General features: G+C 38.4%; 19 protein-coding genes and 1 tRNA gene. 9 read left to right on the top strand and 11 right to left on the bottom strand.

Annotated features, from left to right (window positions below):
* Position 1: 1 nt before the first annotated feature.
* The 5 genes from MJX77_RS18430 to MJX77_RS18410 are packed head-to-tail and all read right to left on the bottom strand — an operon-like array spanning position 2 to position 3,584.
* On the bottom strand, positions 2–364 hold the full coding sequence (locus tag MJX77_RS18430; protein ID WP_031966456.1) for a phenol hydroxylase subunit P4: 363 nt from the start codon (positions 362–364) through the stop codon (positions 2–4).
* A 59-nt stretch (positions 365–423) separates the two neighbouring features.
* On the bottom strand, positions 424–1,950 hold the full coding sequence (locus MJX77_RS18425; RefSeq protein WP_000211828.1) for an aromatic/alkene/methane monooxygenase hydroxylase/oxygenase subunit alpha: 1,527 nt from the start codon (positions 1,948–1,950) through the stop codon (positions 424–426).
* Between the two features lie 45 nt (positions 1,951–1,995).
* The gene (locus tag MJX77_RS18420; protein WP_000049450.1) at positions 1,996–2,262 is read right to left on the bottom strand and encodes an MmoB/DmpM family protein; all 267 of its coding nucleotides are present in this window, start codon (positions 2,260–2,262) and stop codon (positions 1,996–1,998) included.
* A gap of 11 nt (positions 2,263–2,273) precedes the next feature.
* Positions 2,274–3,275 carry an aromatic/alkene monooxygenase hydroxylase subunit beta gene (locus MJX77_RS18415; protein WP_252060103.1) on the bottom strand — a complete coding sequence of 334 codons (1,002 nt, stop codon included), beginning with the start codon at positions 3,273–3,275 and terminating at the stop codon, positions 2,274–2,276.
* Positions 3,276–3,296: 21 nt separating this feature from the next.
* Positions 3,297–3,584: a phenol hydroxylase subunit gene (locus tag MJX77_RS18410; protein WP_077168217.1), complete on the bottom strand. Its 288-nt coding sequence runs from the start codon at positions 3,582–3,584 to the stop codon at positions 3,297–3,299.
* A gap of 369 nt (positions 3,585–3,953) precedes the next feature.
* Between MJX77_RS18410 and mobR the strand changes: the two genes are divergently transcribed.
* Positions 3,954–5,624 (top strand): phenol degradation transcriptional regulator MobR, encoded by a 1,671-nt coding sequence (gene mobR / locus MJX77_RS18400; RefSeq protein ID WP_252060102.1) that lies wholly within the window; start codon positions 3,954–3,956, stop codon positions 5,622–5,624.
* Between the two features lie 57 nt (positions 5,625–5,681).
* On the opposite strand, the gene MJX77_RS18395 is transcribed toward mobR, so the two are convergent.
* The gene (locus MJX77_RS18395; RefSeq protein WP_077162564.1) at positions 5,682–5,882 is read right to left on the bottom strand and encodes a heavy-metal-associated domain-containing protein; all 201 of its coding nucleotides are present in this window, start codon (positions 5,880–5,882) and stop codon (positions 5,682–5,684) included.
* Positions 5,883–6,049: 167 nt separating this feature from the next.
* Here MJX77_RS18395 and MJX77_RS18390 point away from each other — a divergent pair, with 167 nt between their 5' ends.
* From MJX77_RS18390 to MJX77_RS18380, 3 genes are all read left to right on the top strand, one after another.
* Positions 6,050–8,521: a heavy metal translocating P-type ATPase gene (locus tag MJX77_RS18390; RefSeq protein WP_252060101.1), complete on the top strand. Its 2,472-nt coding sequence runs from the start codon at positions 6,050–6,052 to the stop codon at positions 8,519–8,521.
* 75 nt (positions 8,522–8,596) lie between these two features.
* Positions 8,597–8,998, top strand: a complete 402-nt coding sequence (gene cueR, locus MJX77_RS18385) for a Cu(I)-responsive transcriptional regulator (RefSeq protein ID WP_004642046.1) — start codon at positions 8,597–8,599, stop codon at positions 8,996–8,998.
* A 29-nt stretch (positions 8,999–9,027) separates the two neighbouring features.
* Positions 9,028–9,435, top strand: coding sequence for a GFA family protein (locus MJX77_RS18380; RefSeq protein ID WP_252060100.1), 408 nt, complete (start codon positions 9,028–9,030; stop codon positions 9,433–9,435).
* Between the two features lie 633 nt (positions 9,436–10,068).
* Here MJX77_RS18380 and MJX77_RS18375 read toward each other — a convergent pair.
* Positions 10,069–10,425, bottom strand: coding sequence for a four-helix bundle copper-binding protein (locus MJX77_RS18375; protein WP_005303648.1), 357 nt, complete (start codon positions 10,423–10,425; stop codon positions 10,069–10,071).
* 472 nt (positions 10,426–10,897) lie between these two features.
* Positions 10,898–11,227 (bottom strand): hypothetical protein, encoded by a 330-nt coding sequence (locus tag MJX77_RS18370; RefSeq protein ID WP_252060099.1) that lies wholly within the window; start codon positions 11,225–11,227, stop codon positions 10,898–10,900.
* Between the two features lie 443 nt (positions 11,228–11,670).
* On the opposite strand from MJX77_RS18370, the gene MJX77_RS18365 reads away from it, so the two are divergent.
* Together MJX77_RS18365 and MJX77_RS18360 are read left to right on the top strand one after the other, a co-directional pair.
* Positions 11,671–12,264: a LysE family translocator gene (locus MJX77_RS18365; protein WP_252060098.1), complete on the top strand. Its 594-nt coding sequence runs from the start codon at positions 11,671–11,673 to the stop codon at positions 12,262–12,264.
* Positions 12,265–12,312: 48 nt separating this feature from the next.
* On the top strand, positions 12,313–12,531 hold the full coding sequence (locus MJX77_RS18360) for a hypothetical protein (RefSeq protein ID WP_004793583.1): 219 nt from the start codon (positions 12,313–12,315) through the stop codon (positions 12,529–12,531).
* Between the two features lie 198 nt (positions 12,532–12,729).
* Here the strand turns inward: MJX77_RS18360 and xseB are convergent, their stop codons facing one another.
* Together xseB and xseA are read right to left on the bottom strand one after the other, a co-directional pair.
* Positions 12,730–12,924 (bottom strand): exodeoxyribonuclease VII small subunit, encoded by a 195-nt coding sequence (gene xseB, locus MJX77_RS18355; protein WP_004793582.1) that lies wholly within the window; start codon positions 12,922–12,924, stop codon positions 12,730–12,732.
* Complete coding sequence (gene xseA, locus MJX77_RS18350; protein WP_252060097.1) at positions 12,914–14,179, bottom strand: exodeoxyribonuclease VII large subunit; 1,266 nt, start codon at positions 14,177–14,179, stop codon at positions 12,914–12,916. The genes xseB and xseA overlap by 11 nt, the downstream gene beginning before the upstream one ends.
* Positions 14,180–14,435: 256 nt before the next feature.
* Between xseA and MJX77_RS18345 the strand changes: the two genes are divergently transcribed.
* Positions 14,436–14,512: transfer RNA gene (locus MJX77_RS18345), tRNA-Met, on the top strand.
* A 174-nt stretch (positions 14,513–14,686) separates the two neighbouring features.
* Positions 14,687–14,920: a hypothetical protein gene (locus tag MJX77_RS18340; protein ID WP_005303658.1), complete on the top strand. Its 234-nt coding sequence runs from the start codon at positions 14,687–14,689 to the stop codon at positions 14,918–14,920.
* 151 nt (positions 14,921–15,071) lie between these two features.
* On the opposite strand, the gene MJX77_RS18335 is transcribed toward MJX77_RS18340, so the two are convergent.
* A complete protein-coding gene (locus tag MJX77_RS18335) occupies positions 15,072–15,743 on the bottom strand; it encodes an XRE family transcriptional regulator (RefSeq protein ID WP_199944755.1) in 672 nt (223 codons plus the stop codon).
* A 669-nt stretch (positions 15,744–16,412) separates the two neighbouring features.
* Here MJX77_RS18335 and MJX77_RS18330 point away from each other — a divergent pair.
* A complete protein-coding gene (locus tag MJX77_RS18330) occupies positions 16,413–16,667 on the top strand; it encodes a hypothetical protein (protein ID WP_005303662.1) in 255 nt (84 codons plus the stop codon).
* Positions 16,668–16,869 lie beyond the last annotated feature (202 nt).

The raw sequence follows: 16,869 nt of genomic DNA, 5'->3' as shown, positions 1-16,869 counted from the left end.
GTTAAACGTAGCTGTCGTTATAGCCATTTAACTCTGGCGTAACGAAACGAAGTAATGACTTATGACCAAAACCAAGCTCTGCCAAGCTTTTTGTATTCTCTGGTTCGATTGTTTGACCATCTAATGTGTATTGCACTTTTGACCAATCAATTTTGGCAAAATCTGGATGTTGGGCAAAACCACCTGTAATTTGTTGCTCAATCAACTGTTCAAAAGTTTGTTGAGGTGAGGCAAGCATGGCATGTGCCGAGCAAAAAAGGGTGTGATGATCCCAACCCACGTAAAGTAAGAATTGATCGCCATAATTTTTTTGCAGATCAAGTGGTTCAAATTGATAGTTGTTGTGTATCGCGCGAACAGTCATGTTCAATCTCCTTATTTCCGATCAGGCAGCTTGATGACTGCCTGAACAATTCCTTGTGCTTAAGCTGCGTTGCCTTTCCATTTTTTCCAGCGCTGTTGGTCTGGTGAACCTTCAATATCTAGATTGTCGGCACCCACATTCATACGGTAATAATCGCGGAGCATGGTTTCGAGGTCACCGCCACCACAGTTGCCTTGCAAAATTTGATTTACAGGTAACCATGCTTGTATATATTTCTCAGGCTCACGCTCGAAAATGTCATGACAGCCATCTGAACAGGTGTGGTAGCGTTCGCCTTGGTAGATGCTATGGCGATAACTAAACTGAGTCGGATCATCGCCCATTTCGGTAAAAGTCATTGGAATCTGACAAACCTGACAAAGCTGTGGTAAACCTGCGCTATAGAAGCGTTTACCTTCGGCTTCCATTTTGCGAGCCAACTCCCATTTTGGTCGGTAATATTTATCAAAAGTGTCTGGATATTTAGCCGATAACCAATCCATTTCTTCGTCGGTTGGAATCCATGTATGGAAACCAGCAGCATGACCAAAGTTATAGAAAATCCACCATGCCTGATGTGAGACATGCTCTTTTTCTTTCACAATGACATCGCTATATTTCGGCATACGAATGCCATAACGGCTCAAATCTTTAAATAGCGCACCGCCTGCCTGTTCAAAATAAACTTCCCAAGCTTCTTTCCACGACATCACTTTGTTTGGCAGCATGTAATCCATCATCATGCCCACAATTGAAAGCAAACGAGTTCCACGCCAGAACCATTTATCAATCCATTCCTGCACAATCGGTACGTTGTCTTCATGTTGTTCGAGCAAGAATTTTACGATTTCAAGACCGAGTGTCATGTGGCGCGCTTCATCTGACTGTGCACTAAAACCAAAGGTCACGGTTGCCATATCGCCGTTATAAGCTGCACCCGACATAAACGGCACAAATAGCAAGTTGGTAAGTACATATTCAAAAGCAAAACTAATGGCTAATAAAAATTCGAAAGGGCCAGCAGAACGGGCGTCTTCAAAAAATGATTTAGGCACAGACAAATACCAAACGCGGTCATGCATGTGTGCCCAGTCCTGAAAACCATCAAAGAACTTGTTGTAATGGCTCATGGCATGAATTTGAGTTTGTACATGACGCAGCTCATCAATCGACTGCATCTGAGAAGCAATACGTGCTCCAATTCCACTAAACTGGCGGCCTACATGTGCATAACCTTGATAAGCTTGATATTCAAGTGGGGTCACCGCTGTTAAAAAGAGTTTGATCGCATTTAAGTAGCGTTCATTGCTGACATTCATCTGACCATTGTTTTGAGCAAAAGCATCAAAAATCGCATAAAGTTTTTTCTCTTTTTCTGCCTGATATTTCCAGTAAGCATCCATGGTTAAACGGAAAGGATCTTCCCATTTAGACCAGTCCGTAATTTTGATGCCTTCAAACTCTTCATAAGGGAACGCGTCTTTACGGTCAGCATAGGAAAAGTCCCAGTCCAGATCACGGGTTAATGCGCGGTAACGATCTTTAGCATTTAACTTTTTGCTGGTTTCTTTCGTTTGAGTTGTCATGATTGATCATCCTTAAATTTTTGTTAAACAACGTCTATGTTGTGATTAATTCCAGTGAAGGCGGAAAGTATCGTCATCTTCTTCGACATTGCCGCCCAGCGTAATCATGTTGAGTTGTAACGATTGGATGTCCCAATCTTGGCCTAGCTTTTCAGATACGGTTTCAGCTTTAATCACCAAATCAGTTTCACTTTCAATGCGAATCATAGCGGGTAAATACTGAATTGAAGCTTCAGGGTTATCTTCTTCAATCGCTTCGAGGATGTAGCGTGAAGTATCGTTGTCTTGTAATGCGAGATAGACTTTAGACATGTTGCTTCTCCTTAAGCTTTTGCCAGTTCTGGTTGTAGACCGAGTTTTTTTGCGCGATCAATCATAACTTGTTCTGCTTGATCAATTGCCTCTGCTGTTAAGGCTGCTGTTGCCCACGGCGTAAAAGCTGCTTTTACTTGAGCTAAAGACTGAGTGAACCATTCATTTAATAGCTGTTTGTTATGATCGGACTCTGCTGCGGCAGTTTTAATGACGGTGTCTGACCACTTACGTAAATCACCTAAAGTGTCTTTCATAAACTCAGTCAGCATGGCTAAGTCACGAGCATTTTGAGTGACTAACCACTGATCAAACTGTTGATAGACAAGCTCTGTCACAAAACCGTCAATCACAAGATTTTGTAATAAGAAAAGTTTGAAGTAGTCTTGCTCGGTGAGGCTTTCTTCACACAGACGGCGTAAGCCTTGCCATGCAGGATGTTGCATCCAAGCCTGTTTTGCCTGCTGTAGTGAGTCGCCGCTATTACCATCCAAAGCTAGACCAATACGTGAGATGTACTGCGCAATTCCTAAATGATCCATCGCGGCATAAATACAAGCTTGGGTAAGTACCGTGCCATAACCATAGGCACTGCCAGACATCATGTGTAAGTTTGCAGTTTGTTCAACGTGGCGAAATGGCAATAGGCATTCAATGACCTTAGCTTTGACTTCATCAGACAAATGTTCTGCAAGCTGACGTTTTTCAAAAAAAGCAAAATTACTTTCGGCGGTGTCTTGTAAACGCGCACGGTGTTGAACATAAGTTCCATAATAGAATTGACGTGGATCTTTAAATGCATACCAATCTTGCATTTGCAGGGCAGTATGGGTTTTATCATTTAAGGTTTTTTCAGGTTTCCACAAAGGACGATAGTGAAAGTTAGTTTCTGCCTGTACATCAAAACTGACTTCTTGATATCGGGTTGCTGGCTTACTACCAAATCGTCTTTCGATATAGGCGTAGTTCTGGCGGATAGGTTCGACATTTGACGTTTTGATTTCTAAAGTCATGGCTTTATCTCCTTATATTTTTTACATCAGATCATCGTGATCGTTGCTATTACGTTGCGTGCCGACTAAGGTTGCTTCAGTGCCATAGCGCCATTTTTCTTCCTGAGCATCATTAAAAGCTTGCTGCTCTTGGGTCATTTCAACCACTTGATTGGTCTTACAAAAATCATTAAATGCATGTTTAGGTAAAACCAGTTCCACAAATAGACTTGGGTCGTGAATGGCAAAATCGAATTCGATAAACTCTGCGTTTAAGTCACCAGTGACCCGAATATATTTGGTTAATGCTTCGACTTGAGGTTGCGTCATGCTGTACTCCATCAAGACATGGTCTTGAAATTGATGAATGCTCCTTGCTCTCGCTATAAGCTTTACAAAAGCTATGCCAACTTTATTTTTATAATTAAAAACAATTGCTTAGTATTTTTATTGAAAGTGCAGCATTTTTAAAATTCACCATTTCATGAATTTTTTTGAATGGTGAAATAGAGATATTCATGATTTGATGAAGAGGGTCGTAAAAATTTCTTTTTAGATTGTTTGGGGCATTAAAAGGAGAGATTTAGAAATACTTTTTTAGTATGAAGTTATGTCTTTAAGGTACTAGGACATTTATCTTGTTCTTCGATAAGATGAGATAAAACCCAAATGTGTTTAATGGATTAAAACAGATCACTCATGGCTCGAGTAAAATACGATAAAACGGGACGATACGCAGATCATCCGCAAGAAATTCACGATTTGCTATCTAAACTGAACTTTGATACTGCCCACGGTCAAATCTGGTTTGATGAATATCGGATGCTACTTTTACACACCAGCATTATGGGATATTTGCGTAAAGATTTAGCGCACATGATTGGACTTGAACGAACTAAGCGTTTTTTTATTCGATTGGGGTATCAAGCTGGGTTAAAAGATGCAGAAGTTACAACAAAAATGCGTCCCGATTTAAATGAACACGATGCTTTTATGGCAGGCCCACAAATGCACGCCATTCGTGGAATGGTGCAAGTACAGGCCAACCAGCTCAATTTAAGCCACGATAAAAAACAGTTTTATGCCGATTTAAATTGGCTTAACTCTTTTGAAGCTGATGTGCATTTAGAGCATTTTGGCCCAAGTGATGAACCTGCATGCTGGATGCTTCTGGGTTATGCATGCGGCTACAGTAGTTTTGCGACGGGCATGACCATTATTTATCAAGAAATAGAGTGTAAGGCCTGCGGTGATGAGCATTGCCGTATTATTGGTAAGCCTTTAGAAGAGTGGGAAAATGCTGATGAGCTGATTCAGTTTATGTCACCCGAACCTATGGAAAAAGAACTGATTGCGTTACAGGCTGAACTTTTTGAATTAAAAAAATCAATTTATAGCGACAGTGAAGCCGATTACCAATTATTTAGTTCTGTGGGTAAGTCAGCATCTTATAAACAGGTCTGTGCATTATTAACAAAAGCAGCAGGTTCGAAAGTTTCTATTTTGCTACAAGGCGAAACCGGCGTTGGTAAAGAGGCTTTTGCACGAGGTGTCCATGAAAATAGCCAAAGAAAAGACCAACCTTTTATCGCGGTGAATTGTGCAGCGATTCCACCAGAGTTAATTGAGTCTGAATTATTCGGCGTAGAAAAAGGTGCCTATACAGGAGCGCATCAATCTCGCTTGGGTAAGTTTGAACGAGCTAATGGCGGTACTATTTTTTTAGACGAAGTGATTGAGCTTTCTCCTCGTGCACAAGCAGCACTATTACGCATTTTGCAAGAAGGTGAATTTGAGCGAGTTGGAGACTCACAAACTCGTATTTTAGATGTCCGTGTAATTACAGCAACCAATGAAGACCTTGAACAAGCTGTGAAAACAGGACGATTTCGGGCAGATTTGTATTATCGCTTAAATATTTTTCCAGTTCAGATTCCGCCTTTGCGGGAGCGCCGTGAAGATATTCCTTTACTGGTTGAACACTTTCTTCATCGCTTTGAAAAAATGTACGGTAAAACCATTCAGGGTGTAAGTGAAAAGACCAAAGTTTTTATGCAGCAATATGAATGGCCGGGCAATATTCGTGAGTTGGAAAATTTATTAGAAAGGGCGGTTTTATTAACGGACGATCAGCAACTGATTAAGTTGAATGCCATTTTCCCACAGATTAAGCATGACCCAGAACAGGCTGTAGCTGTTGAAACTGACTTTGAAAAATTATTACAACCAGAGTTTAATTTAGAAGAACACGAGAAGCAGTTAATTTTAACGGCTTTAAAAAAGGCAAATCATAATGTGTCAGAAGCGGCACGCTTATTGGGACTAACTCGGGCAGCACTGGATTATCGAATTAAAAAATTTCAGCTTTGAGTCAATATCAACAAGCTCAAAAATAAAGGCCTAACTTTAAATGTTAGGCCTTATTCATTATTGCACTTGAGCTGGGAAACCATCTTCTTCAAGTGCTTCAGTAATTTTATCGACGCTTTCACTGCTTTCAACAGTCACGATTTTTGTCGCTAAATCTACATCTACTTTTGCATTTGGGTCGATATCTTGAATCGTCGCAGTCACGCCACGAGCGCAGCCACCACAAGTCATATTTTCAATAAGTAGTTTCATGTTCATACTCCATCAAGAATGAGATATTTGTTTGGATAACACTGAGTCTAAACCTTGTCATGATTGTAAGGTCAAGACCAAATTTTTAAAAAAAATATGCTTGACCTTCCCATGATGGGAATCTGTATGCTCAATACAGATTATTAAATTTTGCAGATTTGCAGAGGTGTTTGATGGACTCAAAAAACACAAAATTGCCAGCATATAGTGAAACACTTCCAATCGAAGGCATGACCTGTGCCTCGTGTGTAGGTCGTGTCGAAAAAGCACTTAAGAAAGTTGAAAATGTAGAGATTGTCAACGTTAATTTGGCAACAGAAAAAGCCGTTGTTTATTCAAATCAACCGATCCACCGTGAAGCCTTGGTTAAAGCAGTTGAACGAGCAGGTTATGATGTTCCAAAAGCCGCACCAGTAGAGTTGTCTATTGAGGGCATGACCTGTGCATCTTGTGTTGCACGTGTTGAAAAAGCCCTTAAAAAAGTAGACGGCGTTCAAGAAGCTACCGTCAACTTAGCAACAGAGCAGGCTTGGGTACAGGCAGATAATTCAGTCAATGTCGAAGACTTAATTCGCGCTGTAAAAAAAGCAGGTTACGACGCGAAAGCATCTGAAAAAAATCAAGATGAGCAGCTCGACAAAAAAGCGTCAGAGTTAGATCAGCTTAAAAAAGATTTGATCATTTCGGTTGTATTGGCCTTACCTGTGTTTATTTTGGAAATGGGTTCACATCTCATTCCCGCTTTTCACATGTGGGTCATGCACACCATTGGTCAATACAATAGCTGGCTTTTACAATTTGTTCTAACAACCTTAGTACTCATTTTTCCTGGTCGCCGTTTTTACCAAAAAGGTATTCCAGCCTTATGGCGTTTAGCGCCAGATATGCACTCGCTGGTGGCTGTTGGAACCTTAGCCGCCTACAGTTTTTCAGTCGTGGCAACCTTTATGCCGCAGGTACTACCACAAGACACGGTAAATGTTTATTTTGAAGCGGCTGCCGTTATTGTCAGTTTAATTTTGCTTGGGCGATATTTTGAAGCAAAAGCTAAAGGGCGTACTTCACAAGCAATTCAACATTTAGTTGGAATGCAGCCCAAAACAGCTCGTATTCAGCGTGACGGTCAAGTGGTAGAAGTTGCTGTTGCCGAAGTAGTCAGTGGAACTATTGTAGAAATTCGCCCGGGTGAACGTGTGCCAGTCGATGGGGAAGTAGTCGAAGGGCACAGCTATATTGATGAATCTATGATTACGGGTGAGCCTGTTCCTGTTGAAAAAATAGTAGGCCATCAGGTGGTCGGTGGTACGGTCAATCAAAACGGTACTCTAAACATTCGGGCAACCGCTGTTGGTTCTTCTTCTGTACTTTCACAAATTATTCGCATGGTTGAACAAGCCCAAGGTTCTAAACTTCCGATTCAGGGTTTAGTTGATAAAGTCACTATGTGGTTTGTACCGGCTGTCATGCTAATTGCGACGATTACTTTCTTGGTCTGGTTTATTTTTGGGCCAGAACCTGCGTTGACTTTTGGTTTGGTGAATGCTGTTGCGGTACTGATTATTGCGTGTCCTTGTGCGATGGGACTTGCAACACCAACTTCTATTATGGTCGGTACTGGACGTGGTGCTGAGTTAGGTGTTTTGTTCCGTAAAGGTGAAGCTTTGCAGCTTTTACAAGAAGCACAAGTGGTTGCAGTTGATAAAACGGGCACACTTACCGAGGGTAAACCGACACTGACAGACTTTAATGTGCAATCAGGTTTTGAACGTGAACAAGTACTGACTTTAGTTGCTTCGGTCGAAGCCAAGTCTGAACATCCAATTGCTCTTGCGATTGTTCAAGCAGCAGAAAGTGAAGGCTTAAACTTATTACCCGTGACAGCATTTAACTCGATTACCGGTTCAGGTATTGAAGCGGAAGTTTCAGGCCAAAAAGTACAAATTGGCGCAGACCGTTATATGCACCAACTTGGTTTAGACACTAGCTCATTCCAAAAGATTGCTGCTCAATTAGGTGAAGAAGGCAAAACACCACTTTATGTCGCTATTGATCAGAAACTTGCTGCAATTATTGCCGTGGCAGACCCAATTAAAGAAACAACCTATGCTGCGATTGAGGCCTTGCATCAATTAGGTCTCAAGGTTGCCATGATTACAGGAGACAACCGTCATACGGCGCAAGCAATTGCCAAAAAGCTGAATATTGATGAAGTTGTAGCAGAGGTTTTACCTGAAGGCAAAGTCGACACAGTTCGCCAACTGCAAAAACAATATGGTCGTTTGGCCTTTGTAGGTGACGGTATTAACGATGCACCAGCCTTGGCGCAAGCAGATGTCGGCTTAGCCATTGGTACAGGAACAGATGTTGCCATTGAAGCTGCCGATGTTGTGTTGATGTCAGGTAGTTTAAAAGGCGTACCGAACGCAATTGCATTAAGTAAAGCAACGATTCGAAACATACGTCAAAACCTGTTCTGGGCATTTGTATATAACGTTGCACTTATTCCAATTGCAGCAGGTGCGCTTTATCCAGCATTTGGTGTATTACTTTCACCAATGTTTGCAGCAGGCGCGATGGCACTTTCTTCGGTTTTTGTTTTAGGCAATGCATTACGCTTAAAACGTTTTCATGCACCCGTACAGTAAGGGTGCTGAAAATCAACTTTTGGTTTAAGATCATGACACCAGGTCTTAAACCAAATTTAATATTTGAGGTGTGAGATGAATATCGGTCAGGCATCCAAACATTCGGGCATTTCGGCGAAAATGATTCGCTACTATGAAGAAATCGGTTTACTTGAAGCAGCTCAGCGTTCTGCTTCTGGCTATCGCATTTATTCAGAAACAGATCTTAAAACTTTAAATTTTCTTAAACATGCCAGAGAGTTAGGTTTTTCATCAGAACAGATGAAAGAACTTATTTCGCTTTGGAAAAACACGGATCGGCAGAGTGCAGAGGTGAAAGCCTTAACCGTCAAACACATTGCCGAATTAAAACAGAAAATTGCGCATCTCCAAGAAATGGTCAATATTTTACAGGCTTCAGCCGATGATTGCTGCGGCAACCAGCAAGCTTCTTGTGCCATTTTAGATCACATTGAAAAAGGTGTGGGTGTAAGCTAAGTTTCATTAAAATAAAAAAGGAAAAAATCATGGCTTATACAGCCTCTTGTCTTTGTAATGGGATTCAACTGCAAATTAATGCTGAATTAGAACCCATCATGGTTTGTCATTGCACGCAGTGCCAAAAAGCCCAAGGTGCTGCTTTCGCTGCCATTACTCAAGTACAAAAAAATGACTTAAATATTGTGCAGGGTGAAAACCTGTTACAGGCTTATTTTGCATCACCTAATAAAAAGAGAGTGTTCTGTAAAACCTGTGGTTCACCGATCTGGAGTGAGCGTTTAGATAAGCCAGCAGTGGTACGTTTAAGAGTAGGGCTTATTAATGAAGAAATATCGACATCTGTCATTTCTCACGCTTTTGTGTCTTCAAAAGTGAAGTGGTATCCAATTTGCGATAGTGCTCGCCAATATCAAAATGGGGTAGAAAACCCTTAAATATTAAGGTTGGATGGTATTTTATTCATTTGTAAAAAAACGTGAACAAGACTAGTCATGAATAAATAATGTGCTATAACTGTACCTAAGGTAATCGTAATATCTCCTCGATCCACAGGGAAACTTGGGACAGGGCAAAAGATACGATAGGACCTTACATATAGCTAGCAAAGAGCATGTAAGAGATGGATAGACACAAATCTTAGATTGCTCACCGTTGCAGAAAAGCCCGTGAAACGGGCTTTTTTAATGCCTGTAAAAAGCTATTTAGTGGATGATCAGACTATAAATAAAGTTTTTTATAACGTCATTTTTTACCATTCGTTCTTAAGCAAATAAAAAGATGTAGAAATAATAAAATTTTTTAAACATACAGACTATTCTGTATTGCAATTTAATTTGTTTATAGGTACATTTACTTAACGGTTTAAAGTTCAAGTTTAATAATGGACTCATGGTCGTTGTGGGAGATCTAAGAGCCTGCATTCTTCCCCAAGATGCGGGTTTTTTTTATGCCTATAGAAAAGTGGCGATTAATTCGACTTAAATAAAAAACATATAATTTTCTGTTATTTATTAGATTTTAATAAGCCTACGATCTAAAGATTGCGTAGGCTTTACATGTTTAATAATTTAGGCGCGATAGGCCAAACACGCTTGAGCACAAGCCAAACATGCTTTAGCACAGATCTGACAGTGCTCATGTTCATGTTTACTACATTCTGCTGCACAGAGTTGACAGGCATTGGCGCACAATTGCATGGCTTGTTCAGCAAGCTCAGAATTTCTTAACTCTAAAGAGGTACACAGTTGGCAGGTTTCTACACATGTCATGCAATGCTTAATACACTCTCGCATCATATGGACATGTTCCTCTTGTAAACATGCAGCTGCGCACGTTTTACAAGCAATCATACATTCGATACAGGCTTGAACTGAGGTAGAAGTGTCACAAAATAAAGCTGAGTTTGTTTCTTGTTGAATTTCCATAAGAGTTCTCCTATCGAAGACTATTATTAAAAAATGGAATATCGTTATATTTTCTATTTTAGAAGATCATTTTTAAGGCATGGCTGTTTGAGATGAAAGGGCTACAAATCGCTAATACACAATTAACCTCGTAGTAGAATGTTACATCCAGCTTTTAGCTAAAACGCTCGTATTTTTTGATATTGATAGGGGTTTTAAATTTAAGGATTGTGTTAAATTTAATTGCATATAATACTTTTGGCTAATTTCTTATTGTGTGAATATTAGGCAAATTAGGAATGTGAACTTTGAAGGACACGAAATGGAAAACGTTAATCAATACGCTCACGGAGCTGAGCATGAAGTCCACATCCATTGCAAACGATCATTAAGCACATTAATACTGAGTATGTTCGTATTAATTACAACTGGTCGTTAAAAGAAAAAGCACCCGAGGGTGCTTTTTCTATATGTGTACTATAAATAGATAGGTTTAAGAGTCTATAAAACCACGACGTTTTTTGTAGGCTTTACGGTCATAAGAAGGGATATTTGATTGCTGGAGATCAATCGCTAGTTGTTTCTTACGTTGAAACTGAACTTCATTAAGAAGAACAGCATAAATTTTGGGTCGGTCAGTTTTAAACTTATCTACATCCAATGGAATCTTATCTTCATTCTTGACAATGTATAGAACAGAGCCATTGCCATTTGTTTCATAAACCGTCCAACCAAGCCGCACAGCATAGAGTCCGGTTTTCTGATTTTTACCTAAATAAGATTTAAAACCATCGGGATGAGGGCGAACATAAGCATTCATCATGCATCCTCCATCATTTGATTTATTTGATGAAAGCGACAATCAATGAATTGATGGGGAGTGAGACATCATATTCAGTAAAATTACGATTTCTAGTTGTTTATATATTGTTCAATTTTAAAATTTCAAGTGAGGCGGAAAACTGTTATTTACTGAGTTACATACGCTCAAGAATATTCAAAAAAAGCTTATTTTTTTGAGTAATAAATTTTCAAGTTCATTCCTTGTAGGCAAGAAAGAATAGCCCACTATTCTGTATTTGTGTGATCGATTTTGCATATTTAAAATTGATGAAATCGTAAGTGAATTTAAGGTCAGTTTTAGTTAATCATTTGTTTTAAAAATAAATAATTAAGTTTTAATATTTCTTGTTACAACCATTTTGTCGACAATAGATGCACCTTTTTGACATATTTCGCCTAGCATAATTAAAGAGTTCGTTGCCTATGGTGTCATTTATGTTCATTGGACTTGTGGTCACCATTTTGTTGACTCCAGGCCCAACAAATACATTGTTAGCCTCTGCTGGAATACAGGTAGGAGTGAAGCAGTCTCTTAAACTTATTCCTGCTGAAGTGATGGGTTATCTCATTGCAATTACTTCATGGGGTATTTTACTTGAGTCTGTTTCACATTTTATTCCGTGGCTTCCACCTGTATTAAAGTTAATAAGTGCAACTTTTATTCTCTACCTTGCATTTAAACTTTGGACAACATCGACAAACGACATCAAATTAGACAATCCACTGATTACGCCTAAGGCTTTATTTGTCGCGACACTTTTAAATCCTAAAGCTTTACTCTTTGCTTCTGCTATTTTTCCACATGCAGCATGGGAAGTGTTTCACGTATATTTTATTCATATTGCTGTTTTTTTATCATTAATTACACCCATTGCTTTTTTATGGATTGCTTTTGGAACCGTATTAATTTCAAACAAAGTAACTTGGTTAAACCAACGTAATTTACAACGTACGGCTGCATTTATTTTAACTTTTTTTGCTATGCCAATCGGCTATTCAGCGATTAGCTCATTTTAAACTTAACTCGTTATTTATATTAAAAAATTTAATTTTCAGGAGATTTTTATGAAAAGATTAAAAGTAATTATTAAGGATCAGTTTAACCAAGAAACGATTGCTTTGGCAAAAGTTCGACCTATGAATGACCACGCCCTTGAACTTCACAAAAGCGTTGAACATATTGAAATTGATGACGATATTATTTTGCCAAACATGGATTTGCTTTATGAAAACCCTAAAGACGGCAAGATTTATCAATTGATTGGAGCATTCAGCGAGGAATAGCTTTTAGCTAAGAAGTGCTGAAAATAAAGCCAAACTACGTAATAGACACAATTAAAATATTGAAGATGCCCAATACTTATGGGACTATGCTTTTGCAAAAATGTGACCTAATCCACATTTTTGCATTTCAGGACTAAGTGGTTTTCACTAAGCCCATTCCTTCAATGAGAAGTAGGAATGGGCTTTTTTTATTGCAAATTATTCTTTAAATGTTTCATCTAAAGCTTGTTGAACAGCTTCTATACGTGATTTACACGCTTTATAAGCAGTAATCGACTCTTCAACAATCTTCATTAAATTATCAATATCTGGGCTTTCTTGAGACTCAAGTAGTTCGGCATTTTTTTTCAGAATGTCATGGCCGTCTTTAAACGTTAACTCTTCATTGTTCATTTGGAATTACCTGTGTAATGTTGGCTTCAATCACACCATCTTGCATTTCAATCGCAATGGAGGGGTTTGAAATTTGATGTATAGACCGAATCGCTTTTCCTTCGGATCTGACAATTGCATAGCCTTTGGCTTGAACTTGTTTTGGATTTTGTAAAAGGACTTCTTTCATTAATGATTCGATTTGAGTTAATGAAAATTTAATCTGTTGCTGAGAACTAAACTGAATACGTTCTTTCATTTGGTCAAGCAGACGATGTGCCGAGCTAAGTTGACCTTGGGCCGAAGATTTAATCTGATGAAGTAGCTGATCATTCTTGCTTTGATACGTCGTGATTTGATGTTGCGAAAGAAGCTTAATGGTTTGCAGGCTATCGACGGCTTCTTGTACGCGTTCAACAATATGGTTACGGATGCCAGCAATCACTTTACTTGGCGTGTCGAATGAACGATGGGCAATTTCATCAAGAATAGTACGGTCTTTTTCATGACCAATACCAACCCAAATTGGTACAGTGCGTTTGCAGAGCAGGGCTGCAAGTTCGTAATCATTTAAATAAGCTAAATCATTCACAGATCCGCCACCGCGAATAATTACAATAAGGTCAGGTGGAAATTTAAATGTGCTGGCCCATTGTCTTAAACCCGAACCTAAAGATTCAATCAAGCTAGTTGCAGCGCTGTTCCCTTGAAAAGTAGCGGTGTGATACACAAAATGGCAAACACCATTTCTCTCTAGAGCATCAGCATCTTTTTTAAAGTCACCTAGGCCCGCAGCATTTTGAGGAGCAATGACTAAAACATTTTGAATGTCAAAAGGAGTAGGCAGGAGTTTGTTCTTGTGAATTAACCCTTCTTGCGTGAGGCGTTCAATAATTTGCTGATAACGTTTAGCAATTTCACCTAAGGTAAAGCTTGAATCAATCTCTTCAATATTGACCGAAAATCCATATTGAGGATCAAAACGCGCTCTAATTTTGATAAGCACATTTAAATCGCTTGAAATCTCAATGCCAGTTTCGCGTTCAAACTTTAAAACAATTTTACTGGCTGAAAATTTCCAGATTGTAGCTTTACAACTGGCAATGACTTTATCAGTCTCTGCATCTTTTTCTGCAAGCTCTAAATAGTAATGGCCGCCTTTAATATTTAAATTTCGAATCTCTGCTTTTACCCAGACTGGCTCATCAAAAGCCAAACGTATGACTTCCTGAACTGTGCCAAGATATTCACTAAGGGAAAACTGAGGTTCAGACATACGAACTAAACATTAAAGGACCAACCTAGATAGTATAAAAGCCATCCAACCAAGGCAATTGCTGTCTATGAATATCGGGTTCTATTTAAAATAAATACAACAATTTAAAGAATTAAAAATTGGAAATTGATAGGGTTATTTAGACCAAACGGTTAAAATGAAAAATTAATAAAAAGATAATTCTCAATAATTACAACCGATTAAAAAATAAAGTTTGCTTTATGAAATATATGAGCGTATAAAGCTTACTTCCAATTGCGGGGTGGAGCAGTCTGGTAGCTCGTCGGGCTCATAACCCGAAGGTCGTTGGTTCAAATCCGGCCCCCGCAACCAAAATATTATGCTCTGTGATGTACCACTTTTCATAATACGAAAATTATGAAAAGCAATTAGCTTATAAATAACCCTATATAAAGCTAAATATTAAATTCTAGACTGACTGTCCATACCTTAAATCTAGCGTTCTAATTAAATACCGTTAAATCACATGAGCTCAGTGATGAGTGAATGATTGTGAATATAGTAAATGAGTGGCATATTGCCACATCCGTAAATGGCAATGAGATCAATGTGAGGATCGTTCCTCATGTGCGTAAGCAAAACTCTCAAGATGGTTATCGTTGGGTCGAAGTTGGTAAGAAAATTCAACTTCAATCTGGTGAAGAAATCGAATTAAACCAAGATGGTAAAAGCTTTTATGCTGGATTTAATCAGCTTTATCGTTTAACAACGTATTGTTGATAAAATGCTTGGCGCTAAAGCTAAAAAACCTATCTCCTTTAAAAGAGATAGGTTTTTTTATATCTATATGGATATAAAATAATTAAAATTATAAAAAGCAAAAACGTATTAAATTGATAGAATTATTATTTTAATTATATTTATAACGACCTTAACCCGCTCGCCAAAATTGACGGCCCATGACCTTAAAGTTCTTTCCATTTTCTTCGGTTACACGGCGGTCTCTAAATTTTTCATTCAAACTATGCAAAATTAAAGAGCCATCCGCTTCTTTAAAAATTTGCTTAATCATTCCTTCCCCTGCAAAGTAAACCGCATAAATCTCGCCATCAATTACTTCAGTTTGAGAGATATCAATACCGACCAGATCTCCATCTTTAATGTAGTCTGTCATGCTATCGCCTTTAGCTTTGATAATACGCATGCACTCTTGAGCAACCCGTTTTTCTTTAAAAAATGAAGCAGGGAAAGGGATTTTTCCATTAATTGCATCGAAGTGGAACTCAATAGACTCACCAGTACCACACGAAAAACTAGCTTCTACCACTTCAATCCAAGCATATTGATCGGTGGATTCTGCACTCACAACTGTAGGGGTAAATACATCACTTTCTCTAAAAGCATCTTCTGTATTTCCAGTCGTTAACCAATAACCATCTACACCTAAAAACTGGGCAATAAGTGGAAGAAACGCAGATTTTAAATTTTTCCCAGACTCTAAAGCCTGATAGGCCGGCTGAGACATTTTTACAGCCTCAGCGACTTCAGCCTGAGTTTTTTTGGCTTTAATTCTAGAATCTTTTAAACGGTCTTTAAGAGCCATAACGGTTACACCAGCAAACTTATAACAAATATATAACTAAAGTTATATCGAGTAAAACAACTATAGTTATTGACTAATAATAACTATAGTTATAATATCAGTTATATCTTCAGATGAATAGATTAAGTTTAAATCGTATTTGAACCACTATTTATTGAATTATCAACATGTTGAGATGAAAGCTAAATTTATTTTGTTTCTAGAGGAGGCAAAATAGAAGGGAGATAGCTCAATTATTATTTACAGATAGGCTATCAAAACAAAAAATGGAATAAAAAAAAGCCCGATTCCGTGGATCAGGCTTAATGTTCGTCGATAAAGGGTATCAAGAACATGAAGAATTTAGCAAAGATTGTGAGTCGTAACAAAAGTTTCCGATATACGGCAAAGTCTTATTTGAACTTTTTGGTCAAAAAATTAAAGTTCGAAAAAAGCGTAAAAGTAAGCGCTTTCATACTTTTTTACAATTTTAGAAAAAGGAATATCTACTTTTAAATGAATGCTTTAAATGCATACCGTTTAGTTCTTTAGGTTTGTTGTACCAGATGAAACGTTTTGAACACACATTTGTAGTCATAGCTTCGCTATATTGCTCAAAGAATGGATCAAAACTTCAAGAATAACAAACGATAAAGATGCCTTATTAAACGTGTGAGTTGGAGATAGTGAATGACTACAGCAATGCAGAACAGAGCTAAACAACTTAAAAATGCAAAACGTGGAGGATATGTTCCGACAATTGCAAAAGACGTAAACAAATACAAGGTACAAAAAATAAAAAGGGCGCTTGAAGAGGCAAAGCTAATTGCTAGTGAGCTTGAAGATGATGCATTCGAATTCGATGATCAAGTCTCAATGCAAAAAGCGATAGGTGCAATCACCGTGATTGAGTTGATTGAACAAGCCTTAAACAGTGCACACTAACAGGCTTTAGCATACAAACATTCTTTCTTGGACCCCTGAAATATGGGGTCAAGGATCAGTTCGTCTTGCGATTTAGCGCGGTTAAAAAAGCGTTAGTGTTTTTTATTGACTGTAATAAAGAAAACTAAGGGTATTTATAGAACCTGAAAAACAACAAGCGAGTAAGCGTGGTGAGTTTTCAAGTTTTACCCTTTAAAGCAGG

Origin of the sequence: Acinetobacter sp. AHP123 (genome assembly GCF_023757925.1) — a bacterium.
Lineage (GTDB): Bacteria > Pseudomonadota > Gammaproteobacteria > Pseudomonadales > Moraxellaceae > Acinetobacter > Acinetobacter oleivorans.
This window is presented reverse-complemented; position numbering and strand designations above follow the sequence as displayed.